General features: G+C 71.7%; 16 protein-coding genes. 9 read left to right on the top strand and 7 right to left on the bottom strand.

The window, feature by feature from the left end; all coding sequences use genetic code 11:
* Positions 1 to 23 precede the first annotated feature (23 nt).
* From AC1MGR_RS12915 to xdhC, 4 genes are read left to right on the top strand one after another with little or no spacing between them, the layout of a single operon-like run.
* Positions 24 to 1100 carry a BMP family ABC transporter substrate-binding protein gene (locus tag AC1MGR_RS12915; RefSeq protein WP_480231845.1) on the top strand — a complete coding sequence of 359 codons (1077 nt, stop codon included), beginning with the start codon at positions 24 to 26 and terminating at the stop codon, positions 1098 to 1100.
* A gap of 60 nt (positions 1101 to 1160) precedes the next feature.
* Positions 1161 to 2657 (top strand): xanthine dehydrogenase small subunit, encoded by a 1497-nt coding sequence (gene xdhA / locus AC1MGR_RS12910; RefSeq protein ID WP_480231844.1) that lies wholly within the window; start codon positions 1161 to 1163, stop codon positions 2655 to 2657.
* Complete coding sequence (gene xdhB, locus AC1MGR_RS12905) at positions 2650 to 5016, top strand: xanthine dehydrogenase molybdopterin binding subunit (RefSeq protein WP_480231843.1); 2367 nt, start codon at positions 2650 to 2652, stop codon at positions 5014 to 5016. The genes xdhA and xdhB overlap by 8 nt, the downstream gene beginning before the upstream one ends.
* A complete protein-coding gene (gene xdhC, locus AC1MGR_RS12900; RefSeq protein WP_480231842.1) occupies positions 5013 to 5831 on the top strand; it encodes a xanthine dehydrogenase accessory protein XdhC in 819 nt (272 codons plus the stop codon). Before xdhB ends, xdhC begins: the two co-directional genes overlap by 4 nt.
* Before the next feature lie 19 nt (positions 5832 to 5850).
* Here xdhC and AC1MGR_RS12895 read toward each other — a convergent pair whose 3' ends face one another.
* From AC1MGR_RS12895 to uraD, 3 genes are all read right to left on the bottom strand, one after another.
* Positions 5851 to 6111, bottom strand: a complete 261-nt coding sequence (locus AC1MGR_RS12895; protein WP_108040443.1) for a hypothetical protein — start codon at positions 6109 to 6111, stop codon at positions 5851 to 5853.
* Positions 6112 to 6149: 38 nt separating this feature from the next.
* Positions 6150 to 6347: a hypothetical protein gene (locus AC1MGR_RS12890; RefSeq protein ID WP_480231841.1), complete on the bottom strand. Its 198-nt coding sequence runs from the start codon at positions 6345 to 6347 to the stop codon at positions 6150 to 6152.
* Between the two features lie 153 nt (positions 6348 to 6500).
* A complete protein-coding gene (uraD, locus tag AC1MGR_RS12885; protein ID WP_480231840.1) occupies positions 6501 to 7382 on the bottom strand; it encodes a 2-oxo-4-hydroxy-4-carboxy-5-ureidoimidazoline decarboxylase in 882 nt (293 codons plus the stop codon).
* Positions 7383 to 7601: 219 nt separating this feature from the next.
* On the opposite strand from uraD, the gene AC1MGR_RS12880 reads away from it, so the two are divergent.
* Both AC1MGR_RS12880 and AC1MGR_RS12875 read left to right on the top strand, forming a co-directional pair.
* Positions 7602 to 7970: a hypothetical protein gene (locus AC1MGR_RS12880; protein ID WP_108040449.1), complete on the top strand. Its 369-nt coding sequence runs from the start codon at positions 7602 to 7604 to the stop codon at positions 7968 to 7970.
* 264 nt (positions 7971 to 8234) lie between these two features.
* On the top strand, positions 8235 to 10793 hold the full coding sequence (locus tag AC1MGR_RS12875) for a sensor domain-containing phosphodiesterase (RefSeq protein ID WP_480231839.1): 2559 nt from the start codon (positions 8235 to 8237) through the stop codon (positions 10791 to 10793).
* Positions 10794 to 10819: 26 nt separating this feature from the next.
* Here AC1MGR_RS12875 and AC1MGR_RS12870 read toward each other — a convergent pair whose 3' ends face one another.
* Positions 10820 to 12784, bottom strand: coding sequence for an alpha/beta hydrolase domain-containing protein (locus AC1MGR_RS12870; protein WP_480231838.1), 1965 nt, complete (start codon positions 12782 to 12784; stop codon positions 10820 to 10822).
* Positions 12785 to 12958: 174 nt separating this feature from the next.
* On the opposite strand from AC1MGR_RS12870, the gene AC1MGR_RS12865 reads away from it, so the two are divergent.
* The 3 genes from AC1MGR_RS12865 (at position 12959) to AC1MGR_RS12855 (ending at position 15839) form a co-directional block, all read left to right on the top strand.
* Complete coding sequence (locus AC1MGR_RS12865) at positions 12959 to 14332, top strand: nucleobase:cation symporter-2 family protein (RefSeq protein WP_480231837.1); 1374 nt, start codon at positions 12959 to 12961, stop codon at positions 14330 to 14332.
* A 37-nt stretch (positions 14333 to 14369) separates the two neighbouring features.
* Positions 14370 to 15212 carry a factor-independent urate hydroxylase gene (gene pucL / locus AC1MGR_RS12860; RefSeq protein ID WP_480231836.1) on the top strand — a complete coding sequence of 281 codons (843 nt, stop codon included), beginning with the start codon at positions 14370 to 14372 and terminating at the stop codon, positions 15210 to 15212.
* Between the two features lie 375 nt (positions 15213 to 15587).
* The gene (locus AC1MGR_RS12855; protein ID WP_108040457.1) at positions 15588 to 15839 is read left to right on the top strand and encodes a hypothetical protein; all 252 of its coding nucleotides are present in this window, start codon (positions 15588 to 15590) and stop codon (positions 15837 to 15839) included.
* 232 nt (positions 15840 to 16071) lie between these two features.
* Here the strand turns inward: AC1MGR_RS12855 and AC1MGR_RS12850 are convergent, their stop codons facing one another.
* The 3 genes from AC1MGR_RS12850 to rutC form a co-directional block, all read right to left on the bottom strand.
* Positions 16072 to 16551 (bottom strand): flavin reductase, encoded by a 480-nt coding sequence (locus tag AC1MGR_RS12850; protein WP_480234786.1) that lies wholly within the window; start codon positions 16549 to 16551, stop codon positions 16072 to 16074.
* A gap of 110 nt (positions 16552 to 16661) precedes the next feature.
* The gene (gene rutD / locus AC1MGR_RS12845) at positions 16662 to 17441 is read right to left on the bottom strand and encodes a pyrimidine utilization protein D (RefSeq protein WP_480231835.1); all 780 of its coding nucleotides are present in this window, start codon (positions 17439 to 17441) and stop codon (positions 16662 to 16664) included.
* Positions 17442 to 17447: 6 nt separating this feature from the next.
* Complete coding sequence (gene rutC, locus AC1MGR_RS12840; RefSeq protein WP_480231834.1) at positions 17448 to 17837, bottom strand: pyrimidine utilization protein C; 390 nt, start codon at positions 17835 to 17837, stop codon at positions 17448 to 17450.
* Positions 17838 to 17954 lie beyond the last annotated feature (117 nt).

Genomic DNA, 17954 nt, shown 5'->3' with positions numbered 1-17954 from the left:
GCACCTCGAAGGATCTCGGAACGATGCGGATTGTGCAGGGGGCCCTGGTGGCCGTTCTCGCCCTCGGACTCGGAGGCGCGCAGGCCCAGGAGAAGAAGCCCGGCGAGAAGCTGAAGGTCGGTTTCGTCTATGTCGGACCGGTGGCCGATTACGGCTACTCGTACCAGCACGACCAGAGCCGCAAGGCGCTCGCCGCGGCCCTGGGCGACAAGGTCGAAACCAGCTTCCTCGAGAACGTGCCCGAGGCCGACAGCGAGCGCTCGATCGAGAGCCTCGCCCGCTCCGGCCACGGGCTGATCTTCACCACCTCGTTCGGGTTCATGGAGCCCACCCTGAAGGTCGCCAAGAAGTTTCCCAAGGTGAAGTTCGAGCACGCCACCGGCTACAAGCGCGCGGCCAATGTATCGACCTACTCGGCGCGGTTCTACGAGGGCCGTTACGTCTGCGGCGAGATCGCCGGCCGTCTCTCGAAGACCGGCACCCTGGGGTATATCGCCTCGTTCCCGATCCCCGAAGTGGTGAGCGGCATCAACGCCTTCATGCTCGGCGCCCAGTCGGTGAACCCCAACATCAAGCTCAAGATCGTCTGGGTGAACACCTGGTTCGACCCGGGCAAGGAGGCCGAGGCCGCCAAGGCGCTGCTGGCCCAGGGCGCCGACATCCTGTCGCAGCACACCGATTCCGCCGCGCCGTTGCAGGAGGCGGAGAAGCAGGGCAAGCTCGCCTTCGGACAATCCTCCGACCAGATGCGCTTCGCGCCGAAGGCCCAGCTCACCTCCATCGTCGACGATTGGGACGGCTACGTCATCGGCGAGGCCAAGGCCGTCCTCGACGGCACCTGGAAGAGCCACGACACCTGGGGCGGCATCAAGGACGGGATGGTCGTGCTGGCCCCCTTCGCCAACATGCCCGACGACGTGAAGGCCAAGGCCGAGGCCACCAAAAAGGCGATCGCGGACGGCACGCTCCACCCGTTCCACGGGCCCGTATACAAGCAGGATGGCACAGAGGTCGTGAAGGCGGGCGAGAATGCCCCCGACCCGATGATCCTCGGCATGAACTGGTACGTGAAGGGCATCAGCGACACGCTTCCGCACTAGGCCGGGCGTCAACCGCCCCCCGGGGGAGCAAGGAATCGGCGTTCGAACACGAGAGGCCGCATGAGACACGCGATCCGCTTCCTCCTCGGCCATGACGCGCGCACGATCGAGGTCTGCGATCCGACCCTGACGGTGCTCGACTGGCTGCGCGGGTCCGAGCGGCTGATCGGCACCAAGGAGGGCTGCAACGAGGGGGATTGCGGGGCCTGCACCGTGGTGGTGGTGCGCCCCCAGGGGCCGCCCGGCGCCGAGCGCCTGCGCTACCGCACGGTCGATGCCTGCATCACCTTCCTGGGGATGCTCGACGGCTGCCAGCTCCTCACCGTGGAGCACCTGCGCGGGGCGGACGGGACCCTGCATCCGGTCCAGCGCCTGATGGTGGAGGAGCACGGCTCGCAATGCGGCTTCTGCACGCCGGGCTTCGTGATGTCGCTGTTCGCCCTGACCAAGGACCTGCCCGCCGCCGCCGGGGAGGTCTGGACCTCCGCGAGCCCCATCGACGACGCGCTCGCCGGCAATCTCTGCCGCTGCACCGGCTACGCGCCCATCGTGCGGGCCGCCGAGCGGGCGCTGGCCGCCCCCGAGGCGGACGCCTTCGATGCCGCCCACGACCGCACCCTCGCCCGGCTGCTGGCCCTGCGTGACGACGAGACCGTGGCGGTGTCCGGCCCGAAGGGTCGCTTCTTCGCACCTGCCACCCTTCCGGGACTCGTCGACCTCATGGCCGAGCACCCGGACGCGACGCTCGTGGCCGGGGCCACCGACGTCGCCCTCTGGGTGACGAAGGATCTGCGCGTCCTCGACCCGGTGATCTGGCTCGGGCGGGTGCACGGTCTGCGCGTCGTCGGCGAGGCCGTGGACCATCTTTATCTCGGGGCGGGCGTGAGCCTCGCCGAGGCCGGGCTGCACCTCGCGAGCCTGCATCCGGATCTCGGCGAGCTGTTCCGCCGGCACGGTGCCGCCCAGACCCGCAATGCCGGCACGCTCGGAGGAAACATCGCCAACGGTTCGCCGATCGGCGATGCGGCGCCGGCGCTGATCGCGCTCGGCGCGCGCCTCCACCTGATCGGCCGGGGCACCGAGCGCGAGATTCCCCTGGAGGATTTCTTCCTTGCCTACGGGCGGCAGGACCTGCGGCCGGGCGAGTTCGTCGGCGGTGTCCGGGTGCCCAAGCTCGGCCCCGAGGCGCTGTTTCGCGCCTACAAAATCTCGAAGCGCTTCGACGAGGACATTTCCGCCGTGCTCGGGGCCTTCCGGCTGACCCTCGAGGGCGGGACCATCCGCGAGGCGCGCATCGCCTATGGCGGCATGGCGGGCACGCCCCAGCGGGCGGCGCGGGCCGAGGCCGCCCTGGTGGGCCAGCCCCTCGACAGCGCCGCGGTTCCGGCCTTCAAGGCGGCGTTGGCCCAGGATTTCACGCCGCTCACCGATATGCGGGCGACGGCCGGCTACCGCCTCAAGGTGGCCGGCAACCTGATCGAGCGCCTGATCCACGAGGCCGCGCCGCGGGCGCCGGAGACCCGTCTCGCCCCCGTGGGAGCCCTGGCCCATGCTTGATCGCACGCCCCCTGCCCCGAAGGCCGAAGACCGGATCGCGGGCGGGGCCCACACCCCGCGGATCCACGACAGCGCCGCGCGCCATGTCGGCGGCACCGCGGTCTACATCGACGACATGGCCGAGCCGGCCGGCCTGCTCCACGTCTGCCTGGGGCTGAGCGAGCGCGCTCATGCCCGCCTCCTCTCGGTGGATCTCGCCCCCGTGCGGAGCGCCGAGGGCGTGGTCGCGGTGCTCACCGCCGCCGACGTGCCGGGCGTCAACGAGATCTCCTCCTCGCACCGGGACGACGAGCCGATGCTGGCCGAGGACACGGTGTCCTATCTCGGCCAGCCGATCTTCGCCGTGGCGGCCCTCACCCGCGATGCGGCGCGCCGCGCCGCCCGCCGCGCCGTCATCGCCTACGAGGATCTCGACCCCGTCCTCACCTACCGGCAGGCGCGGGCGGACGGACGACTCGTCTGGCCGCCCATGACCCTCACGCGCGGTGATTCCGATGCGGTGCTCGCCGAGGCGCCGGGCATCGTCCGCGGCCGGATGGCGATCGGCGGCCAGGAACATTTCTACCTCGAGGGCCAGATCGCCCTGGCGATCCCCGGCGAGGACGACGAGGTGACGGTCTACACCTCGACGCAGCACCCCTCTGAAGCGCAGGCGCTCGTCGCCAAGGTGCTGGGCACGGTGAATTCGGCCGTGACGGCCGAAATCCGCCGGATGGGCGGCGGCTTCGGCGGCAAGGAGAGCCAGTCGAACCTGTTCGCCTGCGTGGCCGCCCTCGTGGCCAAGACGACCGGGCGCGCCGCCAAGATCCGGCCCGACCGCGACGACGACATGGTCATCACCGGCAAGCGCCACGATTTCGAGGTCGACTACCTCGTGGGCCACGATGCGGAGGGCAAGATCCTCGCCGTGGACATGCAGCTCGCCGCCCGCTGCGGCTGGGCCGCCGACCTGTCGGGGCCGGTCACCGACCGCGCCCTGTTCCACGCCGACAACTGCTACCACTACCCGGCGGTGCACCTGACCTCGCGGCCCTACCGCACGAACACCCAGTCCAACACCGCCTTCCGGGGCTTCGGCGGCCCCCAGGGCATGGTGGCGGCCGAGCGGGTGATCGAGGAGGTGGCCTATGCCTGCGGCCTCGACCCGCTCGAGGTGCGCAAGCGCAATTTCTACGGCACCGAGACCGACAACGTCACGCCCTACCACCAGACCATTTCCGACAATTGCATCCGGAACTTGGTCGCGAAACTGGAAGTGGATTGCGATTACGCCGGGCGCCGCGCGGCCCTGCATGCGGCGAATGAAGCGAGCCCGGTGATCAAGCGCGGCATCGCGCTGACGCCGGTGAAGTTCGGCATCTCCTTCACCTCCACGGCCTACAACCAGGCCGGTGCCCTGGTCCACATCTACAACGACGGCTCGGTGGGCCTGAACCATGGCGGTACCGAGATGGGCCAGGGCCTCTACGTCAAGGTCGCGCAGGTGGTGGCGGAGGAGTTCCAGATCGACGCCGACCGCGTCCGCATCACCGCGACCACCACCGGCAAGGTGCCCAACACCTCGGCCACCGCCGCCTCCTCGGGGGCCGACCTCAACGGCATGGCGGCCCGCGCCGCCGCCCAGACCCTGAAGGGCCGCCTGGTCGCCTTCGCGGCGGAGGCCTGGAGCGTGGAGCCCGAGACGGTACTCTTCCTGCCCAACCGGGTCCGGGTGGGGAACCAGGAGATCGCCTGGGGCGAGTTGATCCACAAGGCCTACCTCGCCCGCATCCAGCTCTCCGCCACGGGCTTCTACAAGACGCCCACCATCCACTGGGACCGGGATGCGGGCCGGGGCCACCCGTTCTACTACTTCGCCTACGGGGCGGCCTGCGTGCAGGCGGCGGTGGACACGCTGACCGGCGAGTACCGGATCGAGCGGGCCGACATCCTGCACGATTGCGGCCGCTCCCTGAACCCGGCCGTGGACAAGGGCCAGATCGAGGGCGGCTTCATCCAGGGGCTCGGCTGGCTCACCACCGAGGAGCTGTGGTGGGACGGCAGGGGCGCCCTACGCACCCACGCCCCCTCCACCTACAAGATCCCGGCCTGCGGCGACCGTCCGCGGATCTTCAACGTCGCGCTCTACGCGAACGAGAACCGCGAGGAGACGATCTACCGCTCGAAGGCGGTGGGCGAGCCGCCGCTGATGCTCGGCATCGCCGGCCTGCACGCGCTCTCCGATGCGGTGGCGAGCGTCGCCGGCCATCGGCACTGCCCCCGCCTCGATGCCCCGGCGACGCCGGAGCGCGTCCTCGACGCCGTGGACCGGATGCGGGCGCTGGCGGACCCAGACCACGCGCACGCTGCGCAGCCGTGAGCCTCGACCCGTCGGAGGCGCTGTCGGAGACCCTGGGGACCGCCCTCGCGGCGGGTGAGCCGGTGGCCCTCGTCACCGTGTCCGAGGCGCTGGGCTCGACGCCGCGCGCGGCCGGGACCGCCATGCTGGTGATGCCGGACCGGTTCGCCGGCACTGTCGGGGGCGGCACCTACGAATGGGCGGGTATCGCCCGCGCCCGGGAACTCCTGGCGGCGGGCGAGGCGGAGGCGACCCTGCGCAGGCCCCTGGGACCCGAGACCGGGCAATGCTGCGGCGGCCGGGTGACCCTGTCGATCCACCGGGCCGATGCCGGTACGCTCGCCGCCCTCCGGGCCTCGGAGGCCGAATCCGCCGCGCGGGCGCCCCTGGTGATGATCTACGGCGCGGGCCATGTCGGGCGCGCCCTGGCCCTGGCCCTCGACCCGCTGCCCGTCCGCACCCGGATCGTCGACGAGCGGCCCGAGGAGATCGCGCGGGTTTCGGGTGCGCGCGTCGCGCGGGTCGTCGGCTCGGCCAGCGCCGCGGCGGAGGCCGCGCCGCCCGGGGCCGCCCACGTGGTGGTCACCCACAGCCACGCCCTCGACAGCCTGATCTGCGCCAGCCTGCTGGAGGCGAACACCTTCGCGTATCTCGGCCTGATCGGGTCCGCCACGAAGCGGGCGACCTTCCTCTCCGCCTTCCGGGCGATGAACCTCGACGAGGCGGCGCTGGCCCGCCTCGTCTGCCCGATCGGCGGGACGCGGGTGCGCGACAAGCGCCCCGCGGTGATCGCCGCCCTGGTGGCGGCCGAACTCGTCGCCGCCTTCGTGCCCTAGGGTCAGGGCGCCCTGAGGCTCAGGGGCGCCCGGGCGGCGGCGGAGGCATGTCGGTTCCGCGCACTGGGCTTTCCTCGACCGGAACGCCGCCGGCCCGGGGCGGGACCGGAACCGCGTCGCCGCTGCGGATCGCCTCCGCCTCGTTGCGGGGGCCGGCCCGGCCCTCGGTTCCTCCCGGGGCGGTGGCACCCTCCGTGCCGGCGGGGGCGCCGACGCTCTGGGCGAGGGCCGGCCCGGCGAGGCCGAGGCCGAGGGTGAGAAGGCTGAGCACACGGATCATGCGGTCTGGTCTCCTGGAAGCGGATGGGCGCGGCGGTTTCAACGGTGGCGGCGGTGATGCAGCGAACGGTGGCGGGCCTTGTGGCGGTGGCGGAGGGCGGAGCGGCCGCGCAGGCCGCCGGGGGCCGTGACCCGGGGCTGGCCTCCCGGCGCGATCAGGGTGCCCTGCGCCCGGGCGGCCGGGGCGAGGGCCAGGAGGCCCGCTGTGAGCAGCGCCGCGGCGAACCCACGCGCCATCAGGGTCCGAACCGAAAGTCGATGCGTCAAATCCCATCCTCCCTGCGGCCCGCTTGACCGGGCGTCGATCAAGTTGCACGCAAAGGACATGCCGGAGCGGACTGATATCACAAGGCTTTGTCGGGCCGTGTCGCGGTCGCGGCCACGTGCGGCTCAGCTGCCGCGATAGGTCTGGTAGCTCCACGGGCTCGCCACCAGGGGCACGTGGTAATGCCCTTCCGGATCGGCGACCCCGAAGCGCAGCGCGACGACGTCCAGGAAGGGCGGGTCGGGCAGGCCCGGACAGGTGGCGCGGAAGTGGTCGCCGATGCGGAAGCGCAGCTCGTAGGCGGCCACTGGAACGGGGCGTCCGCCGATCAGCGGTTCGTCCGTGCGCCCGTCGGCATTCGTCACCGCGCGGGCGACCAGGACGGTCTCGGTCTCCGACACCCATTCGTGGAGTTCCACCGGGATCCCCGGTGCCGGCCGACCCGCCACGGTGTCGAGGACGTGGGTGGAGATCCGGCCCGTGACGCGCGGCGCACCCGGGCCGCTCACCAGGGTGCCGAGACGAAGGGCGGCGATGCGGAACACCTCGGCGAGGGCGGTCCGGCGCTCGGCCTCCGGGTCGGCGGCGAGGCGAGCCGCGAAGGTGCGCAGCAGGGAGGCGCGACCGTGGCGCCTGACGCAGAGGATGAAGGGAAAGCCGAAGGTCCGGCCATAGGCCGCGTTCAGCGCCGCGAACCGCGCGTCTTCCGCCTCCGACAGCCGGTCGAGGCCGGCGGCGGCCTGCTCGGCGATGGAGTCGGGGGCGATCTGGCCGGCACGGGCCGCGCGCCCGGCGAGTTCGGGATGGTTGGTGAGGAGGTCGTGGCGGGCCGCCTCGGGCGCGGCCGCGACCGCCCCCTGCAGGGCGGCGAGCAGGGCCTCGACGGTGGGGAACGGCCGCTGCCCGGCGGCAGCCTCGGCGACCCAGGGCGCGTGCTCGAACACCGCCCCGAGGGTGGCGACGAATTCGTCGTGCGAGGCCTGGTTCAGGGCGTCGAGGGTCGGCATCGAAGTTCCATCCTGCGCGGGCCGGGGAGCCGTCGAAGCCATAGCAGGCCGCGGGCCATCCGGCGCGGGCGCCTCGCTGTGCGAGGATCGCCAGGCGCGTGAACGCGCAACGGATCGCCAGGCGCGTGAGCGCGCAACGGATCGCCAGGCGCGTGAAAATGTGGTCTGGCCGGCGCTCCCGCCCGATCAAGGGCTGCGGGACGGGCAGCGAGGCCAATCATGATCCGCAAGACGCACCTTCCGCCCGACGCGACGCTGCTCCAGGTCGCGGGGGAGCTCGCCGAGCCCGAGGAGTATCTGCGCCGGCTCCTCGGGAACATGCGGTTCTGCCAGAAACGGCACGGCGACGCCCTGGTGCGGATCGGGGTGACCGGAAAGGGCAAGGGCCGGGGCCTCAGCCCCTCCTACCGGATCGACTACCGGGTGGACGGGGTCGAGACCGTCTTCAACGGTTTCGGCGGCACCTCGCACAGCGCCTTCACCGAAACCAATGTCCGCGAGACGAACTGGAGCCGGGCGCACGCGACGATCCAGGAGGTCCAGCGCCTCTACGACGACCTGCGCAAGGGCCCTCCCCGCGCCCCGTGAGCCGCCGGGGTCCCGCGTCCGTCGCCGGTCGATGCGGCTTCACGGGGCAGGACGGATCGGCATCGGGCGGCACTGTATGACTTCATACAGTCGAACAATGGATTGGCGAGGTGAAAGACCTCCCTATGTTTGGTGCAATACCAAACCTTTGCCTGTTTCAGGTCGATTAAAGGTTGTGTGTCAGATGTCGCGGATAAGAAATCCGTGAGTGTGATGAGAATGGCCGGAGTGTCGCCGTCTCCGAGTGAGCCCGCAGCTGTCGAGATGTTGAGCCAGCCTGTGCCGGACCCGCAGCTGGACGCGGTATGCCGGACGGCGGCCGCGCTCTTCGGCGTCCGCTACGCCTTCGTCTCGCAACTGGACGGCGCCTGCCAGTGGTTCCTGGGCCGCGAGGGCCTGACGCTTCCGGGCACGCAGCAGGAGATCGCGTTCTGCGTCCACACGATCCGCGGCGAGGCGCATGCGCCGCTGATCGTGCTCGATACCCGTCGCGACCGACGCTTCGCCGCCAATCCGCTGGTCACGGGAGCGCCGTTCCTGCGCTTCTATGCCGGCGTGTCGATCGCGCTGGGCGACGGCACCCATGCGGGCACCGTCTGCATCGCCGACACCGTTCCGCGCACGGGGTTCAGTGCGGCCGAGGTCCAGCGCTTGTCGGACCTCGGCCTCTTCGTCGAGGCGACCCTGCGCGGGCGCGCCGCCCAGTCGGAGGCACGGCAGGCACGCCATCGGGCCGAGGCCTCGGACACCCTCCTCCGCACCACCCTGGAAAGCATGGACCAGGGCCTGCTGATGACCGATGCCGCGGACCGGATCCGAGTCTACAACCGCCGCGTGGCGACCCTGATGGGCGTGCCGGAGGCCCTGCTCTACGACGGCGCGCCCTTCGCGGCGGTCCGGGCCCACCAGGCGGCGGCCGGCGAGTTCGCCCACCTGCCCGACGCCTTGCGGACCTGGCTGGAGCACGGCGCACCGGAGGCCCGCATCTACGATTACGAGCGCGTGCGCCCCGACGGGACCGTGCTCCAGGTCCGCACCCTGCCCCTGCCGCGGGGCGGCCTCGTGCGGACCTTCACGGACGTGACGGCACGCCGGGCGGCGGAGAGCGCCCTGCGCGCCAGCGAGGGCCGCTATCGGTTGCTGGCCGAGAATGCCAACGACGTCATCGTCCTCGGCGACACCGCCATGCGCTGCCTCTACGTCTCGCCCGCCGTGCGGACGGTCCTCGGCTACGAGCCGGAGGACCTGATCGGAACCACCCAGACCGCGTTCTGCCACCCGGACGACGTCGCGGCCCTGACGGAGCACTGGGCCCAGCTGACGGCCGGTCGGGAGGGCCGGTTCATCGCCTGCCTGCGGCATCGCCACAGGGCGGGTCACTACGTCTGGATCGAGGCCTCGGTCCGAGTCCTGCCGGACGTGCCGGCCGAGGACCGGATCACCTACGTGGCGACCCTGCGCGACGTCAGCGCCCGGCATGAGGCCGAGGAGCGGGTGCGGCACATGGCGCTGCACGACGCCCTGACCGGGTTGCCGAACCGGACCCTGTTCCGCGACCGCCTGGACCAGGCGATCGCCCATGCGCGCCGGGTTCGGACCGGGTTCGCGGTGCTGGCCTGCGATCTCGATCGCTTCAAGGCCGTCAACGACAGTCTCGGCCATCCGGCCGGCGACGCCTTGCTGCGCATCGTCGCCGAGCGGATGCGGGCGGTTCTGCGGCCCTACGATACCATCGCCCGTCTCGGCGGCGACGAGTTCGCCATCGTGCTCACCTACCTCGACGACGCGCGGGAGGCGGGCTGCCTCGCGGAACGGCTGATCGCGGCGGTGAGCGAGCCGATCGATCTCGACGGGCAGAGCGTCGAAGTCGGCGTCAGCATCGGCCTGACCGTCGCGGCGGAGCCGGACTGCGACCCGGATGAATTGTTCAAGCGCGCCGACATCGCCCTGTACGAGGCCAAGGCGGCGGGGCGGAACACCCACCGGGAATTCGAACCGGATGCGGGCGCGCGCATCGCCACGCGCGGTCTCCTCGCCCTCGACATGAAGGAAGCCATCCGCCGCGATGCCTTCCATCTCGCCTACCAGCCGGTGGTCGATGCCGCGACGGGGGCGGTGGTGAGCTTCGAGGCCCTGATGCGCTGGCGCCATCCGGTTCAGGGCGAGATCGCGCCCGGCGCCTTCATTCCCCTCGCCGAGGAGACGGGGCTCATCGTGCCCCTGGGCGCCTGGGCCCTGCAGGAGGCCTGCCGGGAGGCGGCAGGCTGGCCCGCGCCGATCCGCGTCGCGGTGAACGTCTCCGCGGTGCAGTTGCGGCGCTTAGGCCTCGAGGCCGCGGTGCTGGCCGCCCTCTCCGCGAGCGGCCTCCCGGCGGAGCGCCTCAAGCTGGAGGTCACCGAGAGCGTGCTGATGCAGGATGCCGAGGCGGTCCTCGCCTGCCTGCACCGTTTGCGTAGCCGCGGCGTCCGGATCGCCCTCGACGATTTCGGCACCGGCTACTCCTCCCTGAGCTACCTGCGCCGCTTTCCCTTCGACCAGATCAAGATCGACCGGTCCTTCATCCGCGACATCGCCGATCCGGATGCCGCCGCAATCGTGCGGGCGGTGGTCGGCATCGGCGAGCGCCTCGGCATGGGCATCGTCGCCGAGGGCGTCGAGACCCAGGAGCAACTCGACCTCGTGCGCCGGGAAGGCTGTACGCAGGTCCAGGGCTTCCTGTTCAGCCGGCCGCTGCCGCCGCCCGAGGCCTCCGCCTACATCGCGGCCCGTGCCGATCGGAGCGGAGCGTCACGGGGCCCGCGCGTGGCGGCCACCCGGGGCTGAGCCTCCGCTCAGGGCTGCGCCTGCACTCAAGGCTGTGCGTCCGCCGCGCGGGCGGCCGCGACGAGGCGTTCCGCGTCCTCCTTCAGGAGCAGCCGCTCCGCCACCAGCGCGTCCGCCGCGCGGGCGACCGCCGCCGTCCGGTCGCCCCGGGCCGGGTAGCGCTCGGCCAGGGAGCGCCGCGGGTCACCCTTCGCCTCGCGCTCCGCCCGGGTCTCGGCTAGGGGCAGCCGGCTGCCCTCCCGGTCGCAGAGCTCGCCCGCCGGGAAGGGCTCGGCGTAGAGGTTCCAGCCGGTCTGGGTCGCGAGGGGGGCGGCGATGTCGGGCAAGCGGATGCCGGCGACCTCGTGGCCGTCGGCATCGACCTTGGGCACCAGGGGGCGGTATTGCGGGCCGCTCTCCGGGTGGGGGTCGACGGCGCTGGCGAAGCGGGCGATCGCGTTCGGCGCATCCGGCAGGCGCAGCCCCGGGATGTAGGGAAACCCGGTCTCGGCGGCCGGCCCCAGGGTCCCGTCCGCGAGCGTCGGCACTCGGCTGGGCGGCGGCGTGACCCCGCGGGCGACCCAGTCCTCAAGGGCGACCAGGAGGGCGCGCAGGGCCGGGGCGGGACTCAGGGTGTTGCGCGGATGGAGGCACGGTCCGCGGGCCGCGCCGAGGCCGGCGCGCCCATAGTGGAATCCGCTGGAGACGAGATAGGCCCGGGCGGTGTCCGGCAGGGCGACGTCGGTGCGGCCCAGGGGATCGGTCGTGAGGAGCGAGGCCCCCTTCTGCCAGTACTCGGTGCTGGTGTTGACCTCCATCAGAAGCGGGTCGAACCCGTCCCCGCGCAGCAGCGAGCCGGTCCGGCCCGTAACGGGATCGTGCTGGGGCGCGGCCGAGAACGGGAAGGCGTTCTCGGGGTAGAGATGGTCCTCGTGCTGGGTGTTGGTGCGCGAAGGCTGGCCGAAGCGGGCATTGAGGTAGACCCCGCCGATGCCGGAGATGTGCAGCAGCATTCCGTCGAAGACGCGCCGGCCTTCCTCGTCCTGGTTGAAGCCCTGGTGGATGTAGTCCCGCAGGAAGCGCCCGCTCTGGGAGATGCCGAGGGCGACCGCGTGCCGGATCGCGCCGCCCGCGGGGTTCCCGGACGCGGCCGGTCCACGGAGATGGGCGACGACGTCCCGGGTGGCGGCGAAGCCGATGCCGAGCACCTTCGGGTTCGCGGCCGGATAGGTCAGGGTGTAGAGCGTGCCCGGCTCCGGCTTGACGGTGTCGGGCAGGAGGCGGAGCTCGCCGGGACCGGCGAAGGTCCAGGCGCCGTCCGGGACGGGGCGCGGCGTGTCCGCCTCCCGGCGGCGCACGGTGAGGCGGGCGCCCGCCTTGTCGGTGTTCGCCGCCTTGAAGGTGAGGAAGAACGGCGCCTCGGGCGGGCCGCGGGTGGCGCTCACGAGTTCGTCACGCACGGTCTCGACGATGGGCGCCCCGCCCTGCGTCGCCACCGGCACGTCGATCGCCATGCCGCCCTGCTGGCGCAGGGCCTCCGCCTCCCAGCCCGACCAGACCACGGTGTCGCCGCGGCGCAGGACCAGGGCGGTGCCCGCATCCTGGGCGGTGCGCGGATCGTTCACCGCCTGGGCCGCCTGCGGGGGCGCGTCGAGGACCCAGTTGAACAGGAACTTCCGGCCGCGATTCAGAACCTCGTAGAGCAGCGTGCCGCTGGCGCGCGCCGGATCCTTCGGCCGGAGTATGAAAAGGTCGGTGCTGTATTCCACGAGGCCGCGCGCGTTCCGGGGCGCCCGGATGAGGTCCACGATACCGGCGTTGCGCGGATCGGCCGGATCGAGTTCCCCGCGTACGACACCGATCACCCGCTCGTAGGCGCCGGCCTCGCCGAAGCTCTGGCCGTCGGCGAAAGGCTCGACGGTCCGGATCTCCACGGCAGTGACCCGGGCCAGGGCCGGCTGGGCGAGGCCCGCGCAGAGGAGCGCCCCGACGAGAGCGGTGATCCTGACCATGTGCCTGTTCCTCGCCCAACCAGCGTCAAACCGCGCTGTTGCGCCGGATCTTACACCGGACCGCCGTGCGGTCGAGGGCGCCGGCGCCCCCGCAAGGGCGGTCCGGGGTGGCACGTGGCTTGCGGATCCCCGGACCGGCAGCCCGGCGGGGCTCGCGGGACGGGGGACCGACGCGTGGATCACGGCTCTGCTCAGACCGGCCCGGCTCAGACGGCGCCGGCCGCCCGGGTTCCCCCGGTGGCGCTCGGCCTGCTCGGCCTGCAGCACGTCCTGGTGATGTATGCCGGGGCCGTGGCGGTGCCGCTCATCGTCGGGCGCGCCCTCAAGCTGGCGCCCGAACAGGTGGCGCTGCTGGTGAGCGCCGACCTGTTCGCCTGCGGCCTCGCCACCCTGATCCAGAGCTGGGGCGTGCCCGGCATCGGCATCCGCATGCCGGTGATGATGGGCGTGACCTTCGCGGCGGTGACGCCGATGATCGCCATGGGTACCAACCCGGCCCTGGGGCTGGCGGGCATCTACGGCGCGGTCATCGTCGCCGGCCTCTTCGCCCTCCTCGCCGCGCCCCTGGTGGGGCGCCTGCTGCCCCTGTTCCCCCCGGTTGTGACCGGCACCGTCATCCTGGTGATCGGCATCTCGCTGATGCGGGTCGGGGTGAACTGGGCCGCGGGCGGGGTCGGCAACCCGCGCTACGGGGCCCTGCTCTATCTCGGCCTGGCGCTGTTCGTCCTCCTCGTCATCCTCGCCCTGACCCGGTACGCCCGCGGCTTCGTCGCCTCGGCCTCGGTGCTGATCGGCATCGTGGTCGGCATGGCGGCGGCGGGCGCCTTCGGCCTCGTCGACCTGTCGCGGGTGGCGGCGGCACCGTGGTTCGACGTGGTGCGGCCCTTCGCCTTCGGGGCGCCGAAATTCGACCTCGTGGCCAGCCTCACCCTCTGCCTCGTCATGGTGGTGGTGATGATCGAGTCCACTGGCATGTTCCTGGCACTGGCCGAGATCACCGGCGAGACCGTGGACGAGGCCCGCCTGATCCGGGGCCTGCGGGCCGACGGCCTCGGCACCGTGCTCGGCGGCGTGTTCAACACCTTCCCGTACACTTCGTTCTCGCAGAACATCGGCCTCGTCGGCGTCACGGGCGTGCGCTCGCGCTGGGTCACGGTGATCGGCGGCGTGGTGATGCTGGTCCTCGGCCTGATCCCGAAGCTCGCCGCACTGGTGGAGGCGGTGCCGCCCTGCGTCCTCGGCGGGGCCGGGCTCGTCATGTTCGGCATGGTGGCGGCCACTGGCACGCGCATCCTCGGCGCGGTGGATTTCGCCGCCAACCGCAACAACCTGTTCATCGTCGCGGTCTCGGTGGGCTTCGGCCTGATCCCCCTGGTGGCGCCCGCCTTCTTCAAGCAGATGCCCGACGTGCTGCATCCGCTGCTGGAATCCGGCATCCTCCTCGCCGCCCTGTCGGCGGTGAGCCTCAACCTGTTCTTCAACGGGCTCGGCAGCCGGGCGGGCGCCCAGGCCGCGGCGGCCCGCCTCGCCCACGCCGCCGAGGCGTGAGACCCTCGCGTCCCATCATCACCGGAGGAAACCCATCATGGCGCTGACGACGGCACGCTACGGCAAGGGCCGCGTGCGGGTGCTCCGGCTCGCCCGGGCGAGCGCCCACCACGCGGTGCGCGAACTCACCCTCACGGTGCTGCTGGAGGGCGATTTCGGCGCGGCCTGGACGGCGGCCGACAACCGGCAGGTCATCGCCACCGACAGCATCAAGAACATCGTCAACATCACGGCGGCCCAGTACGTCGAGGCCGAGACCGAGGCCTTCGTCGGCCACGTCGCCGCCCTGTTCCTGGAACGCTACCCCCAGGTCGCGTCCGTCACCATCGAGGCCCTGGAGACGCGCTGGCTGCGCCGGGAGGTGAACGGCGCGCCGCACCCCCACACCTTCACCCTCGACGGCAACGGCCAGCCCTTCGTCCGGCTGGTGGCCGACCGGGACGGGTCGGTGCTGCAATCGGGCCTGCGCGGCTACACCCTGATGAAGACCACCGAGTCCGGCTGGGCCGACTTCGTCGACGACGCGTTCCGTACCCTGCCGGACACCGACGACCGCATCTGCGCCACCAGCATGGATGCGACCTGGACCTGGACGGCGCCGCCGGACGATCCCGTGGCGGCCAACGCGGCCGTCCTCGACACGCTGATCACGGTCTTCGCCACCACCTACAGCGCCGGCGTTCAGGACAGCATGTACCGGATGGGCGAGGCGGTGCTGGCCGCGCGGCCGGACATCGCCGAGATCCACTTCGCGATGCCCAACAAGCACTACATCCCGATGAACCTCGCGCCCTTCGGCATCGCCCATGGCGGGCAGGTCTTCCTGCCCACCGACGAGCCGCACGGCCAGATCGAGGCCACCATCGGCCGCGCCGGCTGACGCGGGATCGCCCGCACCGTCCCGGCGAATCTCACCGTTCCGTCGTCGTCGCGGGCCCGCAGGCCAAGTGGCGCGGCGGCGGCTGGATGGTCGGCGTGCCGAACCGCACCCACCGGACGAGACTTATGCCAACATCGCGGGCCGCCTGCAAGAATTGTAGGCGATCGCTTACATCTTTGTAAAATATCAGGAATTTTGGGTAGTGCAGGTCCTTTTCGGCTTCAGGATCCTCGGTTACGCCTGATCTGCCTCACTTAACTGCACAGGGAGACAGCATTTTCTGTTGTTTGATGTGGCAGGCATGCACAAATTCTAGGAACTCGAACGGTGTCCCTCGCGTCTTCGCGGCAACCGTTCGTCTCCAGGATACCCGCCATGACCTCTCGCTCCATCACCGCCGCCCTTGCCGTCGCCCTCGGCCTCTCCGCCTCCGGCGCCCTCGCCCAGAGCTACAATGCGCCGGCTGGCATTCCCCCCGCCGTGGCACCGGGCGGCCTCGAAGGCCAGGCTGCGGCCCGCAACGTCCACGAACTGCGCGACAGAAGCGGCCGCGTGATGGTTCCGCAGGGCTATCAGGACGAGATCAGCACCGGCTCGGTCCGTGCCCGTCGCAGCGACCGCTGGTAAGCGCACCGTCTGCACTGCGTGCGAAAAAGGCCGGCGTTTCCCAGGCGGGAGCGCCGGCCTCTTGCGTTCGGGCCCGTTCGCGTCACGCGGGACGTGATCCGGACCGGCTCGGACCCTGTTCGGTTTTCGTCTTCGTTCGGTTTTTGTCTACGCGCCGTTCGCGCGCCCGTCTCCCTTCCCAGCGGGAGCCTGGGCCGACCGGATGCGCCGAAGCGATCCGGCGGCCGCCGCCTCAGGCGGCGGCCTCGCGGGGAGTCGCCGCGCCGAGCCGGACCGTGTGGTAGCCCCGGTCGGCGTAGACGAGCCCGTGCCCGTCGCCCGGCTCGGCGAGCGCCACGACTTCGCAGTAGAGCACGTCGTGGGTGCCCACCGGGTGGCGGGCGACGATGCGGCAATCGAAGGCCGTCAACGCGCCGACCAGGGCCGGCGCGCCGGTGACGAGGGTGGTCCAGCGCCCGGCCTCGAAGCGTGCCGCCATCGGCGTGCGCCCCCCGAAGGCGGCGGCGACCCCGGATTGATCGTGCGCCAGGGTGTTGACGCAGAGGCCCGCATTGGCGCTGACCGCCGCGTAGGCGGAGGACGACCGGTTGATGCAGACCAGCAGGGTCGGCGGCGCGTCGCTCACGCTGCACACCGCCGAGGCGGTGAAGCCCGCCCGGCCGCCCGCGCCGTCGGTGGTGACGAGGTGGACCGCGCTGGCCACGCGCGCCATGGCGCCGCGGAAGGCTTCCGCCTCGACGGGAAGGGCTTCCGCCTCGACGGGAAGGGTTTTGGCCTCGACGGAAGAGGGCGCCTCGCTCGGCCGCGTCTGGCTCACGGTGATCACTCCTGTCGGTCGAGGAACGCCGCGAGCGTCCGGTTGAAGGCGTCGGCGCGGGTGACGCTGTGCGCGTGGCCGCCGCTGGGGACCCGGTCGAGGTGCGCGTTCGGCAGGCCGCGCGCAAGGTCTTCCGAGCACAGATAGGGCACCAGGACGTCGTCGTCCGCCGCCATCAGCAGGGTCTCGTGCGGGATTTCGGGCAGATCCACCGTCAGGTCGAAGGCCTCGAGGGCGGCGATCCGGGCCAGGACGGTCTCGCGGCCGGGGAACTGCGCGAGGGCGTGCGCCTCGTCCTCGGCCACCCGGGCGGCATTCTGCGAGAGCCACGGGGCCGGGTAGAGGAAGATCGCCTGGGCCCGGACATAGGCCTCGGGGCTCTCGGCCAGCAGCACCTTCCGGGCGGCAAAGCAGCGCTTCGTGATGGAATCCGCCCTGGCCCAGCCGTTGACCACGGCGAGGCGACCGACGCGCTCCGGGTGGGTCCGGGCGAGTTCGAGCCCGATCAGGCCGCCGAGGGCGTGCCCGACGACGTCGCAGCGCGCGACCCCGCAGGCCTCCATCACCGCGAGGGCGTCCCGGGCCATGGCGGCGATGTCGTGGCCGGGCTCCAGGCTCCCGCCCGAACGGCCGGTGCCGCGGTGGTCGTAGGTGATGACGCGGAAGCGCTCGGTCAGCGCCGCCATCTGCGGCGCGAAATAGGCGGCGGAGCCGCCGAGGCCCGGCGAGAGCAGGACGGTGCGGTCGCCGGTGCCGTGGACGGCATGGTGGAGCGATCCGGCCATGCTGCCTCAGGCCCCGCCCACATGCGCCACCGAGGCGATCTCCACCAGGGCGTCGGGTTTCACCAGGCCGCACTGGATGCAGTAGCGCGCCGGCTTCCCGCCGGGGAAGTACTCGGCATAGACCCCGTTGATGGCGGCGTAGTCGGCCCAGTCCTTGAGGAAGACGTGGTTGAAGGTGACGTCGTCCATGGTGCCGCCCGCGGCGGTGACCACGCCCTTGATCGTCTCCAGCACGTGCCGGGTCTGCGCGGCGGCGTCGCCCACATGCACGACGTTGGCCTCCGCATCGAGGGGCAGCGTGCCCGAGACGTAGAGCACGCCGTCCGCCAGGGTGCCGGGGACGTAGGGCGCCAGCGGCTTGCCGGTGCCGGGTGGGATGATCACGGTCTTGGGCATCTTCGGAAGCTCCTGGGCTACCTGAGCGTAGGATCGTTGAGAATGTGTTGGTGGAACCGGGGCGAACGCTGAGGGGATGGGGCCTCGTGCGTCTCGGGGTCCCGCAGACTCGGCCGG

This window comes from Methylobacterium sp. BI1, assembly GCF_056680125.1.
This window is presented reverse-complemented; position numbering and strand designations above follow the sequence as displayed.

Excerpts from the sequence above, each read along its gene's own strand:
- AC1MGR_RS12915 (WP_480231845.1), top strand. The coding sequence starts at position 24 with ATGCGGATTGTGCAGGGGGCCCTGGTGGCCGTTCTCGCCCTCGGACTC.
- xdhA (WP_480231844.1), top strand. The coding sequence starts at position 1,161 with ATGAGACACGCGATCCGCTTCCTCCTCGGCCATGACGCGCGCACGATC.
- xdhB (WP_480231843.1), top strand. The coding sequence starts at position 2,650 with ATGCTTGATCGCACGCCCCCTGCCCCGAAGGCCGAAGACCGGATCGCG.
- AC1MGR_RS12895 (WP_108040443.1), bottom strand. The coding sequence starts at position 6,111 with ATGATCCGTGTGCTCAGCCTTCTCACCCTCGGCCTCGGCCTCGCCGGG.
- AC1MGR_RS12890 (WP_480231841.1), bottom strand. The coding sequence starts at position 6,347 with ATGGCGCGTGGGTTCGCCGCGGCGCTGCTCACAGCGGGCCTCCTGGCC.
- uraD (WP_480231840.1), bottom strand. The coding sequence starts at position 7,382 with ATGCCGACCCTCGACGCCCTGAACCAGGCCTCGCACGACGAATTCGTC.
- AC1MGR_RS12880 (WP_108040449.1), top strand. The coding sequence starts at position 7,602 with ATGATCCGCAAGACGCACCTTCCGCCCGACGCGACGCTGCTCCAGGTC.
- AC1MGR_RS12875 (WP_480231839.1), top strand. The coding sequence starts at position 8,235 with ATGTTGAGCCAGCCTGTGCCGGACCCGCAGCTGGACGCGGTATGCCGG.
- AC1MGR_RS12870 (WP_480231838.1), bottom strand. The coding sequence starts at position 12,784 with ATGGTCAGGATCACCGCTCTCGTCGGGGCGCTCCTCTGCGCGGGCCTC.
- pucL (WP_480231836.1), top strand. The coding sequence starts at position 14,370 with ATGGCGCTGACGACGGCACGCTACGGCAAGGGCCGCGTGCGGGTGCTC.
- AC1MGR_RS12855 (WP_108040457.1), top strand. The coding sequence starts at position 15,588 with ATGACCTCTCGCTCCATCACCGCCGCCCTTGCCGTCGCCCTCGGCCTC.
- AC1MGR_RS12850 (WP_480234786.1), bottom strand. The coding sequence starts at position 16,551 with ATGGCGCGCGTGGCCAGCGCGGTCCACCTCGTCACCACCGACGGCGCG.
- rutD (WP_480231835.1), bottom strand. The coding sequence starts at position 17,441 with ATGGCCGGATCGCTCCACCATGCCGTCCACGGCACCGGCGACCGCACC.
- rutC (WP_480231834.1), bottom strand. The coding sequence starts at position 17,837 with ATGCCCAAGACCGTGATCATCCCACCCGGCACCGGCAAGCCGCTGGCG.